Genomic DNA, 20871 nt, shown 5'->3' on the forward strand with positions numbered 1-20871 from the left:
GAGGCGGACCACGAAGCAATCCTTTTTGCCCCGGTGGTGGGGAAACAAAGATTGCTTCGCCCCGCACGTGTCCGTCGCGCTCACGTCGCTGCGGGGTGGCGCGGGGCTCGCAATGACGCCGGGGATGCTGACTGCGCCGCAGCAACCCCCCCCGGGCCTGACAATCCGCATGCGCGATGTGCAATCGTCTGCACGGTTGAAGGCGGAACGCCTCGACGGGCGGAATTGATAAGGCATTTAATGGCAATGTGTTAATAGGCGGATGCGGAGGACGGGCGGTTGGCACAGTGGATGCGATAATCTCTGGACCTTTCCCATCAAGGCCCGGCACTTTGCATAGGGTCAAACCGGGGAAGGCATATTGACAAGTTGAAGGAATACATTATCATAGCTGGTGGTCAGGCGGCCCCGTCCGGGTCAAGACCGGGCGTTGCGGACCATCCATATCGTTCGTCTGGGGACTCGTTCTCCTTTACCTGTCGGTTGATGGCGCCCACGGGGTGCGTCTGCAAGGCCTTGGAACCGCCCGTCAGTTACGCTGCGACGCACTCCCGCACCTGGCAACTCGATCCGTTCACCAGCACGTTCAGCAACCCGGAGTACTGTCCGACGCATTGCGGCCTAATGCCGACTTCTACAGTCCCTTTTTTGACATCGGAACTTTGACTGCCCTTTCGGCCCGCTGGCGGGCCGGGGCCAAACAAATAGAATGAACAACTATCATACACTTTCCCTCACAAGGAGAGACGGAATGAAGAATCTCGTACTCATTGCCTGTTGTCTGCTGGTGTGTCTGACGGCGACGCAGGCGATGGCGGTCAACTCCGTGGTGGTCGAGTCGAAGTCGGCCGCCGCGGGAGCGACGAACGTGCAGGTCGGCGTCTTCCTCACTAACGACGTCGGCATCGTCGGTCTGGTGGTGCCTTTGGAAGTTCGCACGCAATCGGGCACCGCTTTCTACTACGGAAACCTCCTCAATTCCGTGTTCAACTTCACCGCGTCGGGCCGTCTCAAGAACAGCCCGCTCGGAGATATTGCCGATCCCGGGGGACAATGGCCTGCCGGCAACGTGACGCGGCGTCAGTATGCCGATCCGACGACCAATTCGTGCAGCGGTCCGACTTCAAGCACATTTGCGGTTGCTGCGGCGCGGGGTGACACCACCAGCCCGGATGGATTCATGCTGGCGACTGTATCAACAGGCGACCCCAATGTCGGTGAATTGACTGAGTTGGATCCCGGAACGGACGGCGCAACGCCGTCACTCTTGTTCACTTTCAACCTACTGCCAAACAACGGTTGCATGGTAATCGACACGGCGTGCGTAACTCCGGCGAACCATCTCGTCGGTGTGGATGCGAGCACCGCCGAAGTGTTTTTCAGTTTCACGCCGGGCTTCCTCACGGTGGGCTCGGGATCGTGCGCCTCTAACCAGCCGCCGACGGCCATTTGCCAGAACGTGCAGGTGGCGGCGGGTCCGACCTGCCAGGCGGCGGTGACCGCGGCGCAGGTGAATAACGGCTCGAGCGACCCGGAGGACGGCACCAATGTGACGTTGGCGCTGGTGCCGGCGGGTCCGTACGGAGCCGGGGTGAACAACGTGAAGTTGATTGTAACTGACCAGGGTGGTCTGGCTGACACCTGCGACGCGACGATTACGGTGGTGGACGAGACGGATCCGGTGGTGACCTGCCGTCCAGACACGACCCTCAGTGTGCCGAACGGCACGCCCGGCATCGTGGTGAACTTCACGGCGGGGACGGCGACGGACAACTGCGACGGTTCAGTGACGATCGTGGCCACGCCGGCGTCGGGGTCCAGTTTCCCGGTCGGATCGACGCCGGTGGTGGTGATTGCCACGGATGACGCGGGCAACGCCGACACCTGCACCTTTAATGTGATTGTCAATGAGCTGCCGCCGGTGAACACGCCCCCGACGGCAATCTGTCAGAACATCCAGGTCGGCACCGATGCCAACTGCCAGGGCACGGCGACGGCCGCGCAGGTCAACAACGGCTCCAACGACGCGCAGGACGGCACGAACCTGACGCTGGCACTGGTGCCGGCGGGACCGTATTCGCTGGGCGCCAACAACGTGAAGCTGATCGTCACCGACCAGGGCGGCCTGGCCGACACCTGCGACGCCGTGATAACGGTGGTCGATGACGACGATCCGGTCATTTCCTGTCCGGACACGGTCACGGTGGCCTGCTTTGACGATGTGCCGCCGCACCTGAGTAACATTGCGGGTCTGATCGCGGCGGGCGGCTCGGCCACGGACAACTGCGACGCGAACCTATCAATGAACTGGACCGGGCAGACTTCGGAAGGCGACGCCTGCACCGGTTATTTCAAGTACTTCTATCTCATCTTTGACGACGCGAGCAACGAGGTCGGCTGCGAGCAGGTGTTCGCCATCCGCGACACGATCGCGCCGGTCGTGACCTGCCCGTCGAATATCAACGTGACGGTGTCCAACGGCACCACGGACACGATCATCAACTATGCCGGCGCCAGCGCGAGCGACAATTGCACGTCGCCGTCGGTCAGTTACAGCAAGTTGTCGGGGACGGCGTTCCCGGTGGGCGTGACGGTGGTCACGGTCATCGCGACCGACGAGTGCGGCAATGCCGACACCTGCACGTTCTCCGTCACGGTCACCGAAGAGGCGCTCAACGCCCCGCCGGTGGCGATCTGCCAGAACCTGAATCTCAACGCCGACGCCAACTGCCAGGCCAATGGCTCGGTGAACAATGGCTCGTTTGATCCGGACGGCGGCGCGGTGACCGTAGAGCAGACCCCGGCCGGTCCGTACGGTCTGGGTGTCAACAATGTCAGCTTGATCGTCACCGACGATGAAGGCGACAAGGACACCTGCTTTGCGACGATCACAGTGATCGACGTGACCGATCCGGTCGTGACCTGTCCGGCCAATGTCACCGTGAACAATGACGCCGGCCAGTGCGGCGCAATAGTGAACTACCCCGCGGCCACGGCGGTCGACAACTGCGACGGCAGCGTGAGTCTGTTCTACAGCGCGGCGTCGGGCTCGTTCTTCCCGGCGGGCACGACGACGGTGGCCGTGATCGGCACCGACGACGCCGGCAACGCCGACACCTGCTACTTCGACGTGACGGTCAATGATGTTGAGGATCCGGTGGCGCTCTGCGCCGGAGATATCAACGTCCCGAACAGCTCCGGCCAGTGCGGCGCGGTGGTCAACTGGACAAACAGCATCGGCAACACCGATAACTGCGGCGTCAACAGCAGCGTGTTCACGCCGGCGTCCGGGTCGTTCTTCCCGGTCGGCTCGACGCAGGTCATGCACGTGGTGACCGACGCGGCGGGCAACGCCGACACGTGCTACTTCAACGTAAACGTCAGCGACGCCGAGGGGCCGCAGATCACCTGCCCATCGGACATCACGGTGAATGCGCCCTTCGGGCAGAACAGCGCCGTGGTCAATTACAGCGATCCGGCCGCGACCGACAATTGCCCGGGGCTGACCACGCGGTGTCATCCGCCGTCAGGCAGTTCGTTCCCGATCGGCCAGACGCTGGTGACCTGCACCACGTTCGCGGCAAACAACCAGTACGCGGTCTGCACCTTCACCATCACGGTGAACGAGGGTTCGCTGGATGCGCCGGGACCGCACACCGACATCGACACGGTCCATCTGTTCGGCTCGACGGCTCTGCCGCCGAAATCCGAAAGTGGAGGTCCGATCTGCGGCTGCGACACGGCGTCGATCTTTGTCTACTGTCTTGACGTGGACGCCGAGAGTTGCTGGTACAACGCCGAGCATACGATTCCGGGGATCACGGTGAATCCGAACCCGGGTTGGGCGCCGCGCACTGTCGACATCATCGGCTGCGGCCAGGGGTTGGCGCCGGATACCTACTCCGGCTGGATCGTCTTCCATGACGCCCCCGGTCTGCCGACCGACTCGGTCTTCGTGATCTTCAATGTGGCGCCGGAAGTGGCGTCCCTGGCGGTGGCGCCTGATACGCTGGCGTTCACCTACACCGGCGACATCTACAACGACAAGCTGTGTCTGCCGGCGGCGATCACCAGCACCGGTTGCAGCGCGTTTTGCTGGTCGCTGGTCGGCGGCACCGGCGATTGGGTCTGGGTCGATCCGACCTCGGGCTTCACGCCGGACGAAGTCGAGATTTGCGTGACCCCGTGCGCCCTCGAGGCGGGTGTCTACTACCAGACGCTGACCTTCTGTCCGTGTCCGGACAAGGGCGAGGATCCGCCGCCGGTGAGCGGTTGCGATCAACTGGTGGTCAAGTTGACGGTGGTCGATCCGCCGGCCCTTGTGGTCGATCCGCTCAACATCCACTTTGAACTGAAGTGCGACCAGAAGGCCAACCCGTTGCCGGTCGAAGTGAGCAACGGCGGCGGGGGCGTGCTCGACTGGAATGCCTGGACCAACGCCAACTGGTTCTCGATTGTGCCGGATGCCGGGCAGGCGCTGGACACCTTCTTTGTCGCGCTGAATATGGATTCGATCAAGTGTCCGGAGGTGTGCGACACGTTGATCGACTCGATCTGCGTCTACGGCAATCTGGGTTGCGCGCTGAACTCGCCGCAGTGGGTGGTGGTCGAACTGGTCATCTGCCGGCCGGATTCGGGCATCTGCGACTCGCTCTGCGGCTGGGTCACCGACCTTGGTTGTCTGGACAAGACCTACTGCCACGTTAACGACGCGAACGTCGAACTGTGGTCCTCGTACCCGGACGGCGTGCTGCTCGCGTCGACGACGACGGTCGACGGGCGCTTCTGCTTCGACGTCCAGCCGGGCGCGGAGTATGACATCCGTGTCTGGAAGAAGGGGTACTGCACCGTGGTCGAAGGGCCGTTTGAGTGCGCCGACGGCGAGATCGATATCGATCTCAAGACGCTGGACTTCGTGCCGCTGCCCAATTGGCCGTATTTCACCGACTACTACTCGATCAACGCCCAGTTCATGGCGGGCGGGGCACCGTATCCGATCCAGCCGGGCGACGTGATTTACGCGACCGATCCGAATGGCGTGATCTGCGGCGTCTACTGGGTCGAATCGACGGGCGTCTATCTGATCCACGTTCTGGGCGACGATCCCAAGACGCTCGTGGATGAAGGGGCCGAGGCCGGCGACCAGATCACGCTGTGGCTGAACTGCGAATGCCCGGCGGTGGCCCCGGATACGTGGGCCAACTTCGGCAGCTACCAGTTCGACGCGCTCTGGGATTGCGAGACCCCGCCGCTGTGTTGCGTGCTCTGCGAGGGCTGGAATATGTGGTCGTACAACCGCATCCTGCCCGACTACGCGCGCGAGGCGGTGCTGGCGACCATCGATCTTAGCTACGACGCGGTGCGCTCGGGCCTGTGCGATTATGGCTCGATCTCGTGGTTTGACGGCCGTCCGGTCAATGACCTGACCGACGTGTCGCCGTGGTTCGGTTATGACATCCACATGCTGCAGGAAGGCACGATCTGCCTCGACGGCACGCCGGTCGATCCGACGAGGCCGATTGAACTGTGCGCGGGCTGGAACTACATCCCATACCTGCCGCAGGAAGTGGACAACCTGTCGCACGCCCTGCAATCGCTGGACGGCAACTACAGCCACATCTTCACGATGTACTGCGGGTACGGCGTGGCCTCGTGGAACGAGGGTCGCGAACCGCAGAACAACGACCTGACCTGCATGGAGCCGTGCAAGGGGTACTGGATCAACATGAAGACCGACGACACGCTGATCTACCCGGCCGAGGCGCAGGGTTGCGCGCTGGCGGCGAAGGTGGCGGCGAATTCGGCGAGCGGCCGTGTGACGGCCACGCCGATGGTGGCCGACTTCTATGCGCCGTCGTCGGATCTCTCCGAAGGCGCCCTGATCACGGTCCGGACCTCGTCGGGCCATCTGATCGGCGAGGCGACGGTTGGCGCCGGTGGCGCGTTCCTGATCCACGTCTACGGCGATGTGCCGCAGACGCCGGAGGTGGAAGGCGCGGTGAGCGGCGAAGAGCTGACCTTCGCGGTGGACGGGATGGCGGCGTCGGTGGCCGGCAACGGCCGCTGGTATGACCGCGACAACAGCGCGATCACCCTGACGGTCGACGAGGCCGGCGCGGTGCCGAACGACTACGCGCTGTTGCAGAACTACCCGAACCCGTTCAACGCCGGCACGGTGATCCCGTTCAACCTGAGGGACGCCTCGCAGTGGAACCTGACGGTCTACAACGTCATGGGTCAGTCGGTGCGGTCGTTCGCCGGGTTTGACGCGGCGGGCACGGTGCGGGTGACCTGGGATGGCCTGGATCAGGATGGCGGCCGGGTCCCGAGCGGTGTATATTTCTACCGCGTGACGACGCCAGACTGGTCCGCCACGAAGAAGATGACCTTGCTGAAGTAGTTGGCATGGCGTCTGCGTGGTTAGGGATTGTGACGTTATCCGGCAGTTCGAACATCGATCCGCAGGTCCCCGGAAGGGGCCTGCGGATCGACACTCAAAAGGGGTGGTCGCGGTGAGCAAGACGATGCGGCAGAGATGGTTGGCGGGAACGCTGGCGGTCGGCGTCATCCTCCTGACACCCTCGGTGGTGTGGTCCCAGATTGCAGGACGTGTGCAAGGCGTTGACGGGAATGCGATCTCGGGTGCGACCGTGGAAGCTTGGGATGCCTATCCGGGCGGGACGATCCTGGCCAGCGGCACTTCGGATGGCTCGGGCCAGTTTTCGCTGGGGGCGATCGCCGGAGGCCAGTTCGACTTGCGTGTCTGGCGCCAGGTCGCGGTCTCGCAGGTACCGTTGCTGTTGAAGGCCACCCACTATCCGGTGGTGGTGCGCGATCTGCCGCATCCGATCACCAACACGGTGGTGCAATTGGTGGCAGTGCCGAATGTGGCGCCCAGCCCTTCGGTGACGGAGCTGAACGACGTTGATTCGACCACCTACATCGGCGCCCCGATTCAGTTGGGGGATGTGATCGAAACGGCCGACGGCGTCGGCGCGATCTGGGGTGTCGGACGCACCACGGGCGAGGGTGGGTATCTCGTCCGCGCCTACGGCGATGTCGGGGGGACGGTCGAGGATGAGGGATTTGTTCTCAGCGAGCAGATCCACCTTCGCATCAACGGTCTGGCCGCGACGCCGGTACATGGCGCGATCTTCTTCTCCGGCAGCAATCAGAACAATGTGGTCCTCGCCGGCGCGGCGAGCTATCCCGGCGTGACGCTGACCGGACCGCTGGACGCCAACGGCATTGCCGGCAACTCGGCGTTCATCGCCTTCGAGATCACCAACTCCGGAAATGTGGCCAGCAATTACACGGTCGATGTCAAGCTGGATCAGCCGTGGACGGTAAACTTGCAGTCGCAGAAGTCACTGCCGCTGAATCTGGCGGCGGGCGGCACGGCGACGATCGTGGCCGAAATCGTCATTCCGCCGGGCACTCCGGATCAGGATGTGGAAGTGCGGGCGCACATTACCGCCGACGCTTATGGTCCGGCGAACTCGGGCGCGTGGACGACGCTGGCGGTCTCGACGACCTCCGACGTCGGTTCGGGCGACGGTGGACTTTTGCCCAATTCGTTTGCCCTGGCGCAGAACTACCCGAACCCGTTCAACGCGGGCACGAACATCACCTACAGTCTGGCGCAGGGCGGGCTGGTCAACCTGAGTGTCTGCAACCTGTTGGGACAGACGGTGCGCACGGTGGCCGACGGCTACCGCGAGGCGGGTGTGCACACGGACGTGTGGGACGGCCGCGATGACCACGGCAATGCAGTGCCCTCGGGGATTTACTTCTCACGCCTGTCGCAGAACGGCCAACTGCAGGTGCGGAAGATGGTGTTGCTCAAGTAAGTCAACGGCGATCGATGTTGCCGCCCCCGCCGGGATGTCCCGGCGGGGGCTTTTCTTTTGCATTGCCGCTTGCGCCCATCGACGCGGCGGGCCAACTTGCCGCCAACGGGGTTGCATTCAACGCGCAGCAAGGGAGGTTTGATGGGAAGGCACTATCGATTACTCGGGGGTGTGATTGTCTCGCTCGCGCTGGCCTTCGGGAGCGCCCGCGCCGACGTCACCGTGAAGCGGTTAACGACGATGGACGGCATGGGCGGGCTTTTGAAGTCGACCACGACCTCGACGGAGACTTACGCCGGCGACAAGATGGTATCCGATGGCGAAACCAAGCTGGAGAACAAACTTCTCAAGATGCTCGGCGGCGGCAAGCCGATCAAGACGACCCAGGTCACCCGGCTCGACAAGGAGTTGTTCTGGGACATCAACCATAAAGACAAGAAGTATTCCGAGATGACCTTCGCGGAGATGCGAGCGATGATGGATTCGCTCGGGGCGATGTTCTCCGGGGGCGGCAACCCGATGGCCCAGCAGGAGCCCGCGTTTGACACGGCGGAGTACACGTTCTCCCCGCCGGAGTTCAAGGTGGAACGCACCGGCAAGAAGGAGACGATTGCCGGGTACACCTGCGATCAGGCGATCCTGACCATGAAGACGGTCGGCACCAACCGCAAGACCGGCGAGACGATGACGCTTGATCTGATAATGGACATGATGCTGGCGGCGAATGTGGCCGGGGCCGATGAGATCAACGCCTTCGGGACGAAGATGTCGCAGGCCATCGGACAGGACATCGAGCCCGGCTCCGCGCGCTCGATGAGCGCAATGCTGGCGATGTACGGCGTTGACGCCCGGCAACTGGAAGCGGAAGCGCGGAAGCTTGAGGGGTTTGCGCTGAAGACCGTGATGAGTTTCACGCTGGGCGGCGATGCGATGGCACGCTCGCAGGCCGAAGCGGAGGAGAAGTCCGACGGGGCCGATGACGAGGAGGGCGCCGAGGGTGAGGAAGCGGCGTCCGACGATGACGGAAGCGTCGCCGCCAAGGCGCTCGGCGGGCTGTTTGGCAAGAAGGACAAGAAGCAGGATGAGGAGAAGGCCAAGGACGATGCCCCTACGGCGCCCCCCGGGGCGCTCTTCTGGATGAGCAGCACCGTCACCGGCATCGAGGCGGCCGGCGCCCCGGCCGAGAAATTCGAAGTGCCGGCCGGGTACAAACTGGAGACGACCGGTTTTCAGAAGTAGGTTTGATCACACGACCTGAACGCACGAAGGCCCGCCGACCCTGGTCGGCGGGCCTTGTTCGTAAGCTTGGGTCTCAGTCGCGGCTATGGCGCGCAGGGATTGCAGTACTCAACCGCGGCGCTCTGCCCCCGGAAGGCCACACCGACCACCTTGACCACATCGAGCACATCGGTGGTGCCGGTGCAGTTAACATCAGTGCGCTCGCGCAGGCAGCCGGGGTCGGTCACGGGCGCGGTGCCGCGGAAAGCCACGCCGATGGTGGTGACCACATCCTGGACATTGGAGCGGACCCCGTCGCAGATCGGATCGCCGGGACAGGGGCAGCCGCATTCGGGGAACACCGTGAGGCGAATGACCGCATGCGCCGATGTGTCGGCCAGGTCGGCAGCACGGTAGATAATCGAATCCGCGCCGACAAAGTCGAGCGCCGGAGTGTAGGTGAACGAGCCATCGTCGGCCTGGAAGTTGGAGACAACGCCGTTATACGGGCCGGCGACATGCGCCACCGTCCAGACGGCATCGTCGATGTCGGTGACCGGCATCGTGCCGATGCTGACCGAGTAGTTCCTGACGGTGCTGGCGACGACGTCGGCGGCGACGGGGGGATCGTTGACCGGGGCAATGGTCACCCGCCACTTGGCGAAACCGGAGTAGGCATGGCGGTCGAAGACACGGAAGGTGAGCGAGTCATTGCCCGACAGATCGGCATTCGGCGTGTACGTGAAGGCGCCGGTCAATGTGTCGAAATCAGACACCTGCCCACGGAAGGGGCCGGATTGAATGATGTAGATCAAGGTGTCGGCGTCCGGATCATACGCCTGCAATTGCGCGAGGAAGGGCGTGTCCTCCGATCCGGTTGCCAGTGAATCGCGCGCGGTCGGTGGATCGGTGACCTCGTTGACGGTGATCTCCACGTACTCAGAGTCGGCCAGCGTGCCATCGGACGCGATAAACAGGACGGTGTCGATGACCGCCTGCAGGTAATTCGGCGTCCAGTTGAACGTGCCGGAGCCGTTGAGATGGTCGACAAAACTGGCGCCGGGGGGCGCGCCGATGGCCGACAGCGACGGCGAGGTGCCATTCTCGTCGCTGGCGGACACGGCAAAGTTCAGATTCTGCCCCTCGTCGGTGCTCTTCGGGCCGATGGGCGCCAGCACCGGAGGAAACGGATCGCCCTGCAACGTGCCCGAGGCGCCGTCGTTGCGTTTGGGCGAGTTGACCGCCCACACGAAGTCGGTGGAATTGTTGGGCGTGACAAAGCTGTAGCGGATGCGTGTCAGCGACAGCGAGCCGCTGGTGGGCAGCGCCGGCGCGGGAGCGCCGAAGCCGGTGTTGTTGCCGGTGTAGGCGCCATAGGCCACCGCGTCGATGATCGACCCGACATCCTCATCGAAGACGATCCTGCCGTCGACCAGCGAGATCGCATTGTCGGGGATCACACGGTCGGCGTTGAAGCCCAGCTCACTGACCACCGCCGCGGTGGCCAGCAGGATTGTCTCATTGTTGTTCAGCTGCGGGAAGGAGGTCGCGAAATCGTGGACCATCGTCGTTTCGGCGGCGGTGCCGCTGATGGCCTCCACGTGCGTGGGCGCAAGGTTGGTCTGGCCTTCGGAGAGGGCGATCAGTTCGATGAACTGCTTGGTGCCGTCGCTGTTGGTGTAGACCTCGTTGATCATGATCAACAGCGAGGTTTCCGGCTCGGCCGAGAGTCGGCCATGTACGGCGAGCCCGACGGTGAGCGCCACGGTGAGCAGGCGCAGAACGTGTCGGCCGCCTCCATGCGGACCAAGGCGAAACATCGTTACAACCTCCGGCAGACAGGGTGAGGCGCCACCTTCCGGTCAAACCAGATCTTCGGTACCTGCGATCAAGGGCCGGCGGGCGACCGAACTGGCCCACTTCCAATATATGTCGGCGCAAATCGGGGTCAAGCGCAGTGGTATGTGACGTTGTTCACAATCCCACTCCCCGTCCTGCAACTGCCATGCCAATTGCCGCACCACCGCTATGAGTCGGACGAAAGTATTACGTGTACCATTGGTGATCATGCGTGTCACGCTGTAGTTTGTGTCCGGGAGGATGTGCCGGCAGGTGGCTTCGGAATCGGATCAATCACGCGCGGTGTTGCGGATGTCGGCCATTGTCGGCCTGGTTGTTCTGTTGGCCATAGCCGCCGCCCGCTACTTCCGCGCGCCCGGCCCGGTAGAGGTGGAGGGCGGGGAAGACAGCGGGTCCCCGTATGTCATTCGCAGTGTTCCCACGCGCGCCACGGTGTTTGTGAACAACACCGAGGTGGGACAGACGCCCTACCCGTATGGCGAGTTCGACCCCGGCATTCTGCGGATTCGTCTGGAGCATTCGACCCTGGCACCGGTGGAAACGTTGCTGATCATCTCGGAGGATGAGCGGCGTCCGGTGTTTCCGACGTTTGTTTTCACCGTGCCGGTTGATCTCCTGTCGGTGCCGCCGGGGGCGCAGCCGGTGGTGGACGGGCATCCGCTGCGCCCGTTTGAACGGGCCAGTTTCGCAGTGCGCGCGACCGATACCATCGAGGTGGCCTTCGAACTGGGCAATGAGTCGACGCGGCCGGTCCTGTTCAACCCGATTGCCGGACTCCTGAACGATGCCGACAGCGCGCGGTGGCAGTGGCGCCCGGCCGATGGCCCGGAGCCGGCGCGGCTGACCGGCATCTTCGCGCAGGGGATGCGTATCGCCTCCAATCCGCCGGGGGCGGACATCTATCTCGATGAGGACCCGTTTCCCATCGGGCAGACCAACGGCAAGTTCGCCATTCCCTATGGCGTGCACACGATCACTCTGCGTCTGGCGCCGTTTGAAGATTACGTCGCCATCATCTCCTCCGGCGATGGCCCCCCTGAGCCGTTGGTGGCGGATCTGCAGCGTGTGGTCTGGCTGACGGCCGTCGATCGCGACAATCCCTTCACCGATCTCAACGCGCATATCGCCTGGGTGAAGCAGGATGACCGCTACGTCGTCAACCCCGATGACCGTCTCGTCACGCCGGGCGGTGTCACGCTGGCCGGGTTTCCCTCGGAAGTGAAGTTCTCCTGCGAGGGGTATGCCGACACGACCCTTATCATTCCCGCCGCGGCTGGCGAGGTGGTGGCGCATCTGCGCAAGCTGCCGCGCCGCGAGGAGCAGGTGGCGCATGCCAGGGATGAGGAAATGGCCTGGGTCCGCTTTGTCGTCAAGCAGAGCCGCCGGGTCGGTGTCGCCGGCGCCGAGATTTTCGGCATGGACAAGGACACGGGACGGATCGTCCGCTTCGGTCCGACCGATGCCGACGGCATTCTCACCACGCGCGTGCCGATCGGCGACTATGATTGGTGGGCAACGCGCGAGGGGTATGTTGCCGGCAAGCCCAACGGCGAACGGATCAAGCCCAGCCGCAAGACCAAGGAAATTACCCTCAAGGTAAAGCCGCTGTAGCATGCTGCCGACAGAACCACCGGAACCAGCCGCCATGGAACCGACGATGCCCGAAGGTCCGGTCGATTTCATCCCCCTGCGCGAGCCGCGCCGCCATGGGCCGATCCCGCCTTGGGGTTGGGTGCTCACCGGGGCGGGCATTCTGCTTTTGGCGTGGATCCTCCTGCAAATCGCGCTCTGAGCGGCTGTTGCCTCTCCGCGATATCGCTTGATTGATAACGGGATGCGGGTTGTTCTATTGATTGCCTCCCGGATGCCGATTTGGTATCTATGCGGGGAGTTTTCCATGCGGGCATTGAATTTTGGCCCGGAAGGATGCGGCGGGACACGACGGAAGTTATGACGACACTGGCACTGTACGGCGACAGCGACATCGGCCGGGTACGCCGGATCAACGAGGACAGTTTTCGGCTGATTCCGGAGCGCCAGGCGATTGTCGTCTGCGACGGGATGGGCGGGCACGCGGCCGGCGAAGTCGCCTCGCAGGCGGCGGTCGAGACGGTCGAGGCCTACCTGATGCAGTCGGGCCACCTGAACCGTCCGCCCACGCTTTTGCCGCCGTCCAAGTCATTGGCGCCCGAGGCCGAGGATCTGGTATGGGCGATCCGTCTGGCCAATCGCCGTGTCTTCCAGACCGCGCAATCGCAGAAACAGACCCGCGGCATGGGGACCACGCTGGTCGCGGCGCGGTTTGTGCCGGGGCATGCGGTGATCTGCCATGTCGGCGACTCGCGCGCCTACCTCTTCCGCGAGGGCAAACTCCTGCCGATCACCGTTGATCACTCGCTGGTCGCGGAACTGCTGGCGCAGAATGAAATCACCGCCGAACAGGCGCGCACCTTTCCCGATCGCAACATCATCACCCGCGCGCTGGGGACCCGTCCGGTGGTCGCCGTCGACATCACCGTGATGCCGGTCGCCAGGGGGGATTGGTACCTGCTGTGTTCCGATGGTCTCTGCGGCGCGATCGAGGACGACGAGATGCAGGCGATTGTCCGCCGCTTCCCCGGCGACCCGGAAGGCGCGATTGCCGGATTGATCGACGCCGCCAACGCCGCGGGCGGGCACGACAACATCACCATCGCCATCGGCGAGGTCCAGCAGGCCAACGGCGCCGCCGCGGAAAAGGCCGAATCGATGACCGTGCCTGAAACCGACGATGATGCCACCGCCCGCATCGAGGAGGAGTTGATCGACTCCCTTTTTGGCGGCGCGTCACACATGTCGCGGCTCCCCGAAGCCACCACCGACAAGATCCGCATCCGTCCGTCGGAGTAATCATCCACACACTATGACAGGAGGTCAGACATTCCTGTCTGACCTGCCGTCGCCGATTGCGGGGCGCTCTTTGCCCCGCGATCGGGGACGGCATCACGCGGTAAGGCGGGCCTGCCGCGCGTATCGCCTCGTTCGGCGGGTCATAAAGCCGACCCACCTCACGAGGCGATGGACAGACATGAATGTCCGTCCTCCTAAGAACAAAGACTCCAAGCCGGTCGCGTCATAGAGCGCCGCGACCGTGTTGGAATGAGATGGACAGGAGGTCAGACATTCCTGTCTGACCTGCCGTTCCCGATTGCGGGGCGCTCTTTGCCCCGCGATCGGAGACGGCATCACGCGGTAAGGCGGGCCTTCCGTGTGTATCGCCTCATTATTGCGAAGCGCACTCGCGCGGCTCGGTTCTCCGCCGTGTCGGGTCATTTTGATACTCGAGGGAGAAAGCAGCGACGGTCTCCTGAATGCCCTGCAGGATAGGGGAGTTGACTTTCCTGTGTATGTCGACTCCGAATTGTCGCTATTGCTCAGGCATCGTATCATCAGCAATCCTACGTACTTTGCGCTTGATAGCACTTCGATCGTGAGCCACATCGGGACTGGACCACGCACAGACGAAGAACTAGTGCCGCTCCTGCTGCGATTCTGCTTTCCGGAGATATCCGATGCAAACGTCCAAGGAGATGAGTGAGATCCATGAGACTGTGGATTTGTCTGTCACTGGCGGCGTTCGCGTTTTCATTCGCGCTTACCGTCACCGAAGTCGCATACGCAGAGTTGGATTGCCCATGCACTTTCTACTGTCCCTACGAGGACAAGGTCATGAGCGGGACGTGGTACTATCCGCCTCCTCCCGCCAGCAGGTACTGCTGGAGTCATCCAACAAACCTTAATTGCCTTTGCCACATCAGTCGCTGATTCATCCGAATAATCGGATCTCCGGAAAGTCGAACCCGGATCGCTGCTGTCAGCGATCCGGGTTCTTTGCGCCTCGATGGGCGAGGGGTTCACTGCAGGCGCGGTTTTCGTCCCCGCTCCACGTCCACGTCGATCCCGATCCCGCCGCGGACGTTGAACTCTCCGCTCACACGGATCCAGCGTGGTTTGAGGAATTTGTGGAGCGCGTCGAGCAGTTCATTGCAGACATCTTCATGGAAGATGCCGACGTCGCGGTAGGTCCAGAGGTACAGTTTCAGCGACTTGCTCTCCAGCACCAGTTTGTCCGGGATGTAGGAAATCTCCAGCGCGGCGAAATCGGGCTGGCCGGTGATCGGGCAGAGGCAGGTGAATTCCTCGCAGTGAAAGGTGATGACCGTGTCGCGGCCGGGGTATTTGTTGGGGAAGGCCTCGAGGCGGCGGACCGGCTTGGCGGGGCCGCCCCCCAGGTGCGTGAGGGCGGCACTCGATGGCTTGCGGGTGGGCATGGGATTCCTCGCTTACGATTTGATCAGACGGCACGAGGCGGTGCAGGTCTCCGCCACACGGATTTCATGATAACGGACGCGGCGCGCGGCGAGCGCATCATCCAGCCAGTGCGCGAGCATCTCCGAGGTGGGGTTGGTCAGTCCGGGAAGATCATTGAGCAGGCGGTGGTCGAGCTGCCGGTAGATGTCCCCCAGCGGCCCCGCCAGCGGGCTGGCGTCGGCGGCGGTCACCGCGGCGCGAAAACTGTGCCCGTGCACACGGCGGCATTTGTGCGTCTCTGGCAACGCCGGGAGATAGTGCGCCGCGGCAAATCCGAAGCGCAATCGCTCGTATCCGTCGCCCAGCCGCGCCACCACCGGTCGCCAGTCGCGTTCCCCGAGGATCGTCGCGCGGCACTCATGCAACGACGGCAACTGCGGGCGCAACCGCTCGGTCATCCAGTGGGTGACATCGGCGAGCGTGGCCTCGTTCATGCCCTCGACCTCGTTGAGCACCCGGTGGTCCAGACGGTCGATCACCGACTTGGCGCGTTCCTTGATCTCGGCGTAGTCCATCACCCAGCCCAGTGCCGGGTCCAGCGGGCCGGCGACGGCAACGGTCACTTCATACGAGTGGCCGTGAAGACGCGCGGTACGCTCATCGGCGCGCGGCGAGGCGTTGCGATGCGCCGCCTCGAAGGTCAGCACGCATTCGAGAATCATCGCGCCTCCTCCGTCGCATAACGGAGCGGATCGGCCAGTCCGGCCGCGGCGAAGGCGCGGCGGCGAATCTGGCAGGAATCGCAGACACCGCAGGCGACCAACGCCGCGCCGTCGTGGCGCGGCTGATAACAACTCAGCGTGTGCTCAAACGGCACCGCCAGCGAGCGGCCCAGACGGATGATCTCGGTCTTGGTCATGTGCAGCAGCGGGGTGTGAATCCGCCAGCGCGCCCCCTCAACGCCGGTCCGGGTGGCCAAATCGGCCAGGCGCGCGAACGCCTCAAAATACTCGGGACGGCAGTCGGGATAGCCGGAATAATCGAGCGCATGCGCGCCAATGAAGATATCCCCGGTGTTCAGACTTTCCGCCCAGCCCATCGCCAGCGACAGAAAGATCGTGTTGCGCGCTGGGACATAGGTCGTCGGAATGTCGTGGCCCATCGCCGCGGGATCGCGCCGTTCCGGCACCGGCAGGGCGGATGTCAAGGCCGAGCCGCCCCACTGGGTCAAGTCGACGGTCAGGACGATGTGGCGTGCGACCGCCGCTTGCGCGGCCAGGCGGCGGGCACAGTCGAGTTCCTCACGGTGCCGCTGGCCGTAGTCGATGGTGAGCGCATACGGAACAAACCCGTCGCGCCGGCAGACCGCCAGCGCCACGGCCGAGTCGAGGCCGCCCGACAACAGGACCACGGCGGGAGAGGCCATCGTCAGACTCCCCGCATCGCCGGATCCCAGATGTATTTGTGCATCTGCAGTTGAAAGCGCGCTTCCAGATGATCCTCCAACATCCAGGCGCTGACCGCCGCCGGCGCAACCTTGCCGAAGACCGTCGAGATGAGCACCGCGCAGTGCCGCGGCAGTTGGTGCCGGGCCATTACATCACGCGCCCATTCGTAGTCGGCGCGGTCGCCGATCACGAACTTGACTTCATCGCGCGGCGTCAGATGCTCGATGTTGCGCCAGTCGTTCTTGTCGCACTCCCCGGAGGAGGGACACTTCAGGTCCATGATGCGGATGGCGCCGGCGGGGAGCACGTCGATCGGCATTGCGCCGGAGGTCTCGACCAGCACGGTCATTCCGGCATCGAGCAGACGTTGCGCGAGGACCGCGCAGCCGCGCTGCAGCAACGGTTCGCCGCCGGTGATCTCCACTAACGGGGTCTTGAACGCCAGCACCTGGTCGACGACCGCGTCGATGGGGCGTCGGTCGCCGTCGTAGAAGGCAAACTCGGAATCGCAGTAAGTGCAGCGCAGGTTGCAGCCGGTCAGCCGCACAAAGACACAGGGCAGGCCGGCCCAGGAGGATTCCCCCTGCAGACTCAGATATATCTCGTTGACCACGAGGATGTTCGGGTCGTTATCCACACCGGGAAAATACCGAGAAAAGCCCTCCGGAAACAATAGCGCTAAGGCGGCGTGGGGCTTGCATGAAATACGACAAATACGGTTCTTATTTCCGTGGCCAAGCCCCGTGTCACCGCCGCGGGCGGAGTGCCTGCCCTCGTTTACGTTTGGAAGAAGGGACGTCAGGCCGGTGGCCTGCTCAAACTCTACCGCCGGCTGCGGACGCGCAACGCCTGCAAGACCTGCGCCCTCGGCATGGGGGGGCAGGCCGGCGGGATGGTCAACGAGGCCGGGCATTTCCCCGAAGTCTGCAAGAAGTCGGTGCAGGCGCAGGCGGGAGACATGCAGCGCGGCATCAGCGAGGAGTTCTTCGCCCGTTCCTCGATCGATCATCTCAGGCAATTGACCTCGGCGGAGCTGGAGCGGCTGGGGCGACTGGCCTTTCCGGTGATCGCCGGTCCGGAGGACCGGCATTTCCGGCGCATCGGTTGGGATGAGGCGCTGGATCTGGCGGGGAACGCCATTGCCCATGCGCCGCCGTCTGAAACGTTTTTCTATTCCTCCGGTCGTTCGAGCAACGAAGCGGCCTTTCTCTTCCAACTGGTCGCGCGCGCCTTCGGCAGTTCCAACATCCACAATTGCTCGTTCTATTGCCATGCGGCCTCGAGCGTGGCGCTGGGACTGGTGCTCGGCACCGGCACCGGCACGATCACGCTCGACGATCTGGGCCGGGCCGATCTGGCGTTGGTGGCAGGCGCCAATCCCGCCAGCAATCACCCGCGACTGATCACGCAACTGATCCAACTGCGCCGTCGCGGCGGCACCGTGATTGTCGTCAATCCGATCCGGGAACTGGGGCTGGTGCGTTTCCGGGCGCCTTCGGACTGGCGCAGCATGCTGTTCGGGTCGAAGATCAGCGACATCTACCTGCAACCGAGCGCCGGCGGCGATGTCGCCCTGTTCATGGCGCTGTTGAAGGGGGCGCTCGAGCACGACGGCATCGATCGCGACTTCATCGCTGCGCACACCGACGGCTGGCCGGATGTCGAGGCCGATCTGCGAGGCGCGCGTTGGGATCAACTGTTGTCGGCCTGCGGGCTGTCGCGCGGACAAGTGGAGGAGGCGGTCGCCGCCATTCTCCGGGCACGGCGGGGGATCTTCCTCTGGGCGATGGGACTGACGCATCACGCGCATGGGGTGGACAACATCCTCGCGCTGGCGAATCTGGCGCTGGCGCGCGGGTGGGTGGGCAAACCCGGCTGCGGGCTTCTGCCGATTCGCGGGCATTCGAATGTGCAGGGTGTCGGCACCTGCGGAGCCACCCCGGGACTCAAACGCGCCTTTGCCGAGCGGCTGGAGCGGGCCTACGGCATCACAATCCCGCCGGAGCCGGGGCAGGACACCTACGCGTCGATGGTAGCGGCCGCCGAAGGGCATATCCGCGCGGCGGTGTTTTTGGGCGGCAATCTCTTCGCCTCCAATCCCGACCGAACGTGGGCGGCGGAGGCCTTGCGCCGCATCGATCTAACTGTCTCGTTGACGACGAAACTGAACGAGGGGCACATCCACGGACGCGGGCGGACGGCGATCATCCTGCCGGCGCTGGCGCGGGATGAGGAATTCCAGGCAACCACGCAGGAGTCCATGTTCAGTTATGTCCGTCTCTCCGAAGGCGGCTTGCCGGCGGTGGCGGGGGAGATGAAATCGGAAGTCGAGATTATTGCCGCTCTGGCCGAGCGGATCCTCCCGCCAGGACGGTTTGACTGGCGTTCGCTGCGCTCGCACCGCCATCTGCGCCGCGAAATGGCGCGGATTGTGCCGGGGCTGGAGGCGCTCAAAGAGATCGACACCACCAAGGCCGAGTTCGCCATTCCCGGACGGTCGTTTCATGTCCCCGATTTCGCCACCGCCGATCGCCGGGCCCGTTTCCATGTGACCCCATTGCCGCCGGCGCCGCCCGGTCCGGGCACATTGCGGCTGACGACCATCCGCTCGGAAGGGCAGTTCAACACCGTCGTGTACGAGGAGGAGGATCTCTACCGCGGCAATCGCCGGCGGGATGTGGTGATGATCTCGCCGGAGGACGCGCGTCAATACCTGCTCTCCGAAGGCGAAGTGGTGACGGTGCGGACGGACGCCGGACAGATGCGGGCGCAGGTGGCGTTGATCGACATCGCCCCCGGCACGATTGCCATGTACTACCCCGAGGCCAACGTTCTGGTTCCGCGGCGTCTGGACCCGGCCTCGAAGACGCCGGCGTTCAAGTCGGTGGCGGCCGAGATTGTCAAAGTCTGGGATCGGACGGCCCAACCGCATGATGTCCCCCCCTACGAAAGCCCGCCAGCGCCGTATAATTGATGGGCTATGACTTCAGCAATGACCAGCGGCGTAGTGCCGACCCGCTATTGGCACCGTCTGGATGACGGACGTCTCCAGTGCGACCTGTGCCCCCGGTTCTGCCGGATGAACGAGGGGCAGCGCGGGCTGTGTTTCGTGCGCATGCGCCAGGACGACCAAGTGGTGCTGACCACCTATGGCCGCTCCAGCGGGTTCTGCGTCGATCCGATCGAGAAAAAGCCGCTGCACCATTTCCTGCCGGGCACGCCGGTGCTGTCATTTGGCACCGCCGGCTGCAACCTGACCTGCCTGTTCTGCCAGAACTGGGACATCAGCAAGTCGCGCGAGACCGACACGCTGGCCGATCAGGCCTCGCCGGAGACGATCGCCCGTGCGGCGGCGGCACTGGGATGCCGCAGCGTGGCCTTCACCTATAACGATCCGGTGATCTTCCTGGAATACGCGATCGATGTGGCCGCCGCCTGCCGTGAAGCGGGCATCAAGGCCGTGGCGGTGACCGCCGGCTACATCACCCCCGAGCCGCGCCGTGAGTTCTACCAGTACATGGACGCGGCCAACGTCGATCTCAAGGGATTCACCGAGGAGTTTTATCGCAACGTCTGCGGCGGGCACCTCGCGCCGGTGCTGGACACGCTGGTCTACCTCAAGCGGGAGACCTCGGTCTGGTTCGAGTTGACCACGCTGCTGATTCCCGGCCTCAACGATACCGACCCCGAAATTGACGCAATGACCCGCTGGGTGGTCAACAACCTCGGCCCCGACGTGCCGATGCATTTCACCGCGTTCCATCCCGACTGGAAGATGACCGACCGTCCGCGCACACCGGCCGCAACGTTGTCGCGCGCCCGCCGGATCGCCCGGCAGAACGGCGTGCGCTATGCCTACACCGGCAACATTCACGACGAAGAGGGTGAATCCACCTACTGTCCATCGTGCGGCGAGAAACTGATCGGGCGCGACTGGTATGTGTTGACCGATTGGCGGCTGGATGAGCGCGGGGCATGCGGACGGTGCGGAACTGTGATCGCCGGCCTGTTCGAGGCGCGCCCGGGCGACTGGGGCGCCAAGCGGCTGCCGGTACGACTAGAGGATTTCGCCACGCCGGAAGACGGCGCGGGGGCCCCGCATCTTTCGCGCCGCTGGAAGTGCTGAGCCGAATCGTCGATAAAGCCAATGGAAACGGGCCGGTCAATCGACCGGCCCGTCTTCATTCTCAGCGCGTCGGCGACGT

General features: G+C 63.8%; 14 protein-coding genes. 9 read left to right on the plus strand and 5 right to left on the minus strand.

Features of this window, described 5'->3' with window-relative positions:
- The 4 genes from VNN55_02940 to VNN55_02955 form a co-directional block, all read left to right on the plus strand.
- Nucleotides 1-229: hypothetical protein (locus VNN55_02940; protein ID HWO56503.1), on the plus strand; the 229-nt coding region annotated here is incomplete at its 5' end.
- A 522-nt stretch (nucleotides 230-751) separates the two neighbouring features.
- Nucleotides 752-6400: an HYR domain-containing protein gene (locus VNN55_02945; GenBank protein HWO56504.1), complete on the plus strand. Its 5649-nt coding sequence runs from the start codon at nucleotides 752-754 to the stop codon at nucleotides 6398-6400.
- 124 nt (nucleotides 6401-6524) lie between these two features.
- A complete protein-coding gene (locus VNN55_02950; GenBank protein ID HWO56505.1) occupies nucleotides 6525-7850 on the plus strand; it encodes a T9SS type A sorting domain-containing protein in 1326 nt (441 codons plus the stop codon).
- Nucleotides 7851-7991: 141 nt separating this feature from the next.
- A complete protein-coding gene (locus tag VNN55_02955) occupies nucleotides 7992-9089 on the plus strand; it encodes a hypothetical protein (GenBank protein ID HWO56506.1) in 1098 nt (365 codons plus the stop codon).
- 83 nt (nucleotides 9090-9172) lie between these two features.
- Here VNN55_02955 and VNN55_02960 read toward each other — a convergent pair whose 3' ends face one another.
- A complete protein-coding gene (locus VNN55_02960) occupies nucleotides 9173-10888 on the minus strand; it encodes a tandem-95 repeat protein (GenBank protein HWO56507.1) in 1716 nt (571 codons plus the stop codon).
- A 292-nt stretch (nucleotides 10889-11180) separates the two neighbouring features.
- Here VNN55_02960 and VNN55_02965 point away from each other — a divergent pair, with 292 nt between their 5' ends.
- The 3 genes from VNN55_02965 to VNN55_02975 all read left to right on the plus strand — a co-directional run bounded on the left by VNN55_02965 (nucleotide 11181) and on the right by VNN55_02975 (nucleotide 13817).
- A complete protein-coding gene (locus VNN55_02965) occupies nucleotides 11181-12539 on the plus strand; it encodes a PEGA domain-containing protein (protein HWO56508.1) in 1359 nt (452 codons plus the stop codon).
- 34 nt (nucleotides 12540-12573) lie between these two features.
- Complete coding sequence (locus VNN55_02970; protein ID HWO56509.1) at nucleotides 12574-12720, plus strand: hypothetical protein; 147 nt, start codon at nucleotides 12574-12576, stop codon at nucleotides 12718-12720.
- A gap of 158 nt (nucleotides 12721-12878) precedes the next feature.
- A complete protein-coding gene (locus tag VNN55_02975; GenBank protein HWO56510.1) occupies nucleotides 12879-13817 on the plus strand; it encodes a Stp1/IreP family PP2C-type Ser/Thr phosphatase in 939 nt (312 codons plus the stop codon).
- 1004 nt (nucleotides 13818-14821) lie between these two features.
- On the opposite strand, the gene queF is transcribed toward VNN55_02975, so the two are convergent.
- From queF to VNN55_02995, 4 genes are read right to left on the minus strand one after another with little or no spacing between them, the layout of a single operon-like run.
- Nucleotides 14822-15238: a preQ(1) synthase gene (queF, locus tag VNN55_02980; protein HWO56511.1), complete on the minus strand. Its 417-nt coding sequence runs from the start codon at nucleotides 15236-15238 to the stop codon at nucleotides 14822-14824.
- 12 nt (nucleotides 15239-15250) lie between these two features.
- The gene (locus VNN55_02985; protein HWO56512.1) at nucleotides 15251-15940 is read right to left on the minus strand and encodes a 6-carboxytetrahydropterin synthase; all 690 of its coding nucleotides are present in this window, start codon (nucleotides 15938-15940) and stop codon (nucleotides 15251-15253) included.
- Entirely contained in the window at nucleotides 15937-16644 is a 708-nt protein-coding gene (queC, locus tag VNN55_02990; GenBank protein HWO56513.1) for a 7-cyano-7-deazaguanine synthase QueC, read from the minus strand. Before queC ends, VNN55_02985 begins: the two co-directional genes overlap by 4 nt.
- A 2-nt stretch (nucleotides 16645-16646) precedes the next feature.
- Nucleotides 16647-17303 carry a radical SAM protein gene (locus VNN55_02995; protein HWO56514.1) on the minus strand — a complete coding sequence of 219 codons (657 nt, stop codon included), beginning with the start codon at nucleotides 17301-17303 and terminating at the stop codon, nucleotides 16647-16649.
- 93 nt (nucleotides 17304-17396) lie between these two features.
- On the opposite strand from VNN55_02995, the gene VNN55_03000 reads away from it, so the two are divergent.
- On the plus strand, nucleotides 17397-19640 hold the full coding sequence (locus VNN55_03000) for an FdhF/YdeP family oxidoreductase (protein HWO56515.1): 2244 nt from the start codon (nucleotides 17397-17399) through the stop codon (nucleotides 19638-19640).
- 18 nt (nucleotides 19641-19658) lie between these two features.
- The gene (gene amrS, locus VNN55_03005) at nucleotides 19659-20792 is read left to right on the plus strand and encodes an AmmeMemoRadiSam system radical SAM enzyme (GenBank protein ID HWO56516.1); all 1134 of its coding nucleotides are present in this window, start codon (nucleotides 19659-19661) and stop codon (nucleotides 20790-20792) included.
- The last annotated feature ends 79 nt before the right edge of the window (nucleotides 20793-20871 follow it).

This window comes from bacterium (genome assembly GCA_035559435.1).
Taxonomy (GTDB): Bacteria; Zixibacteria; MSB-5A5; order WJJR01; family WJJR01; genus JACQFV01.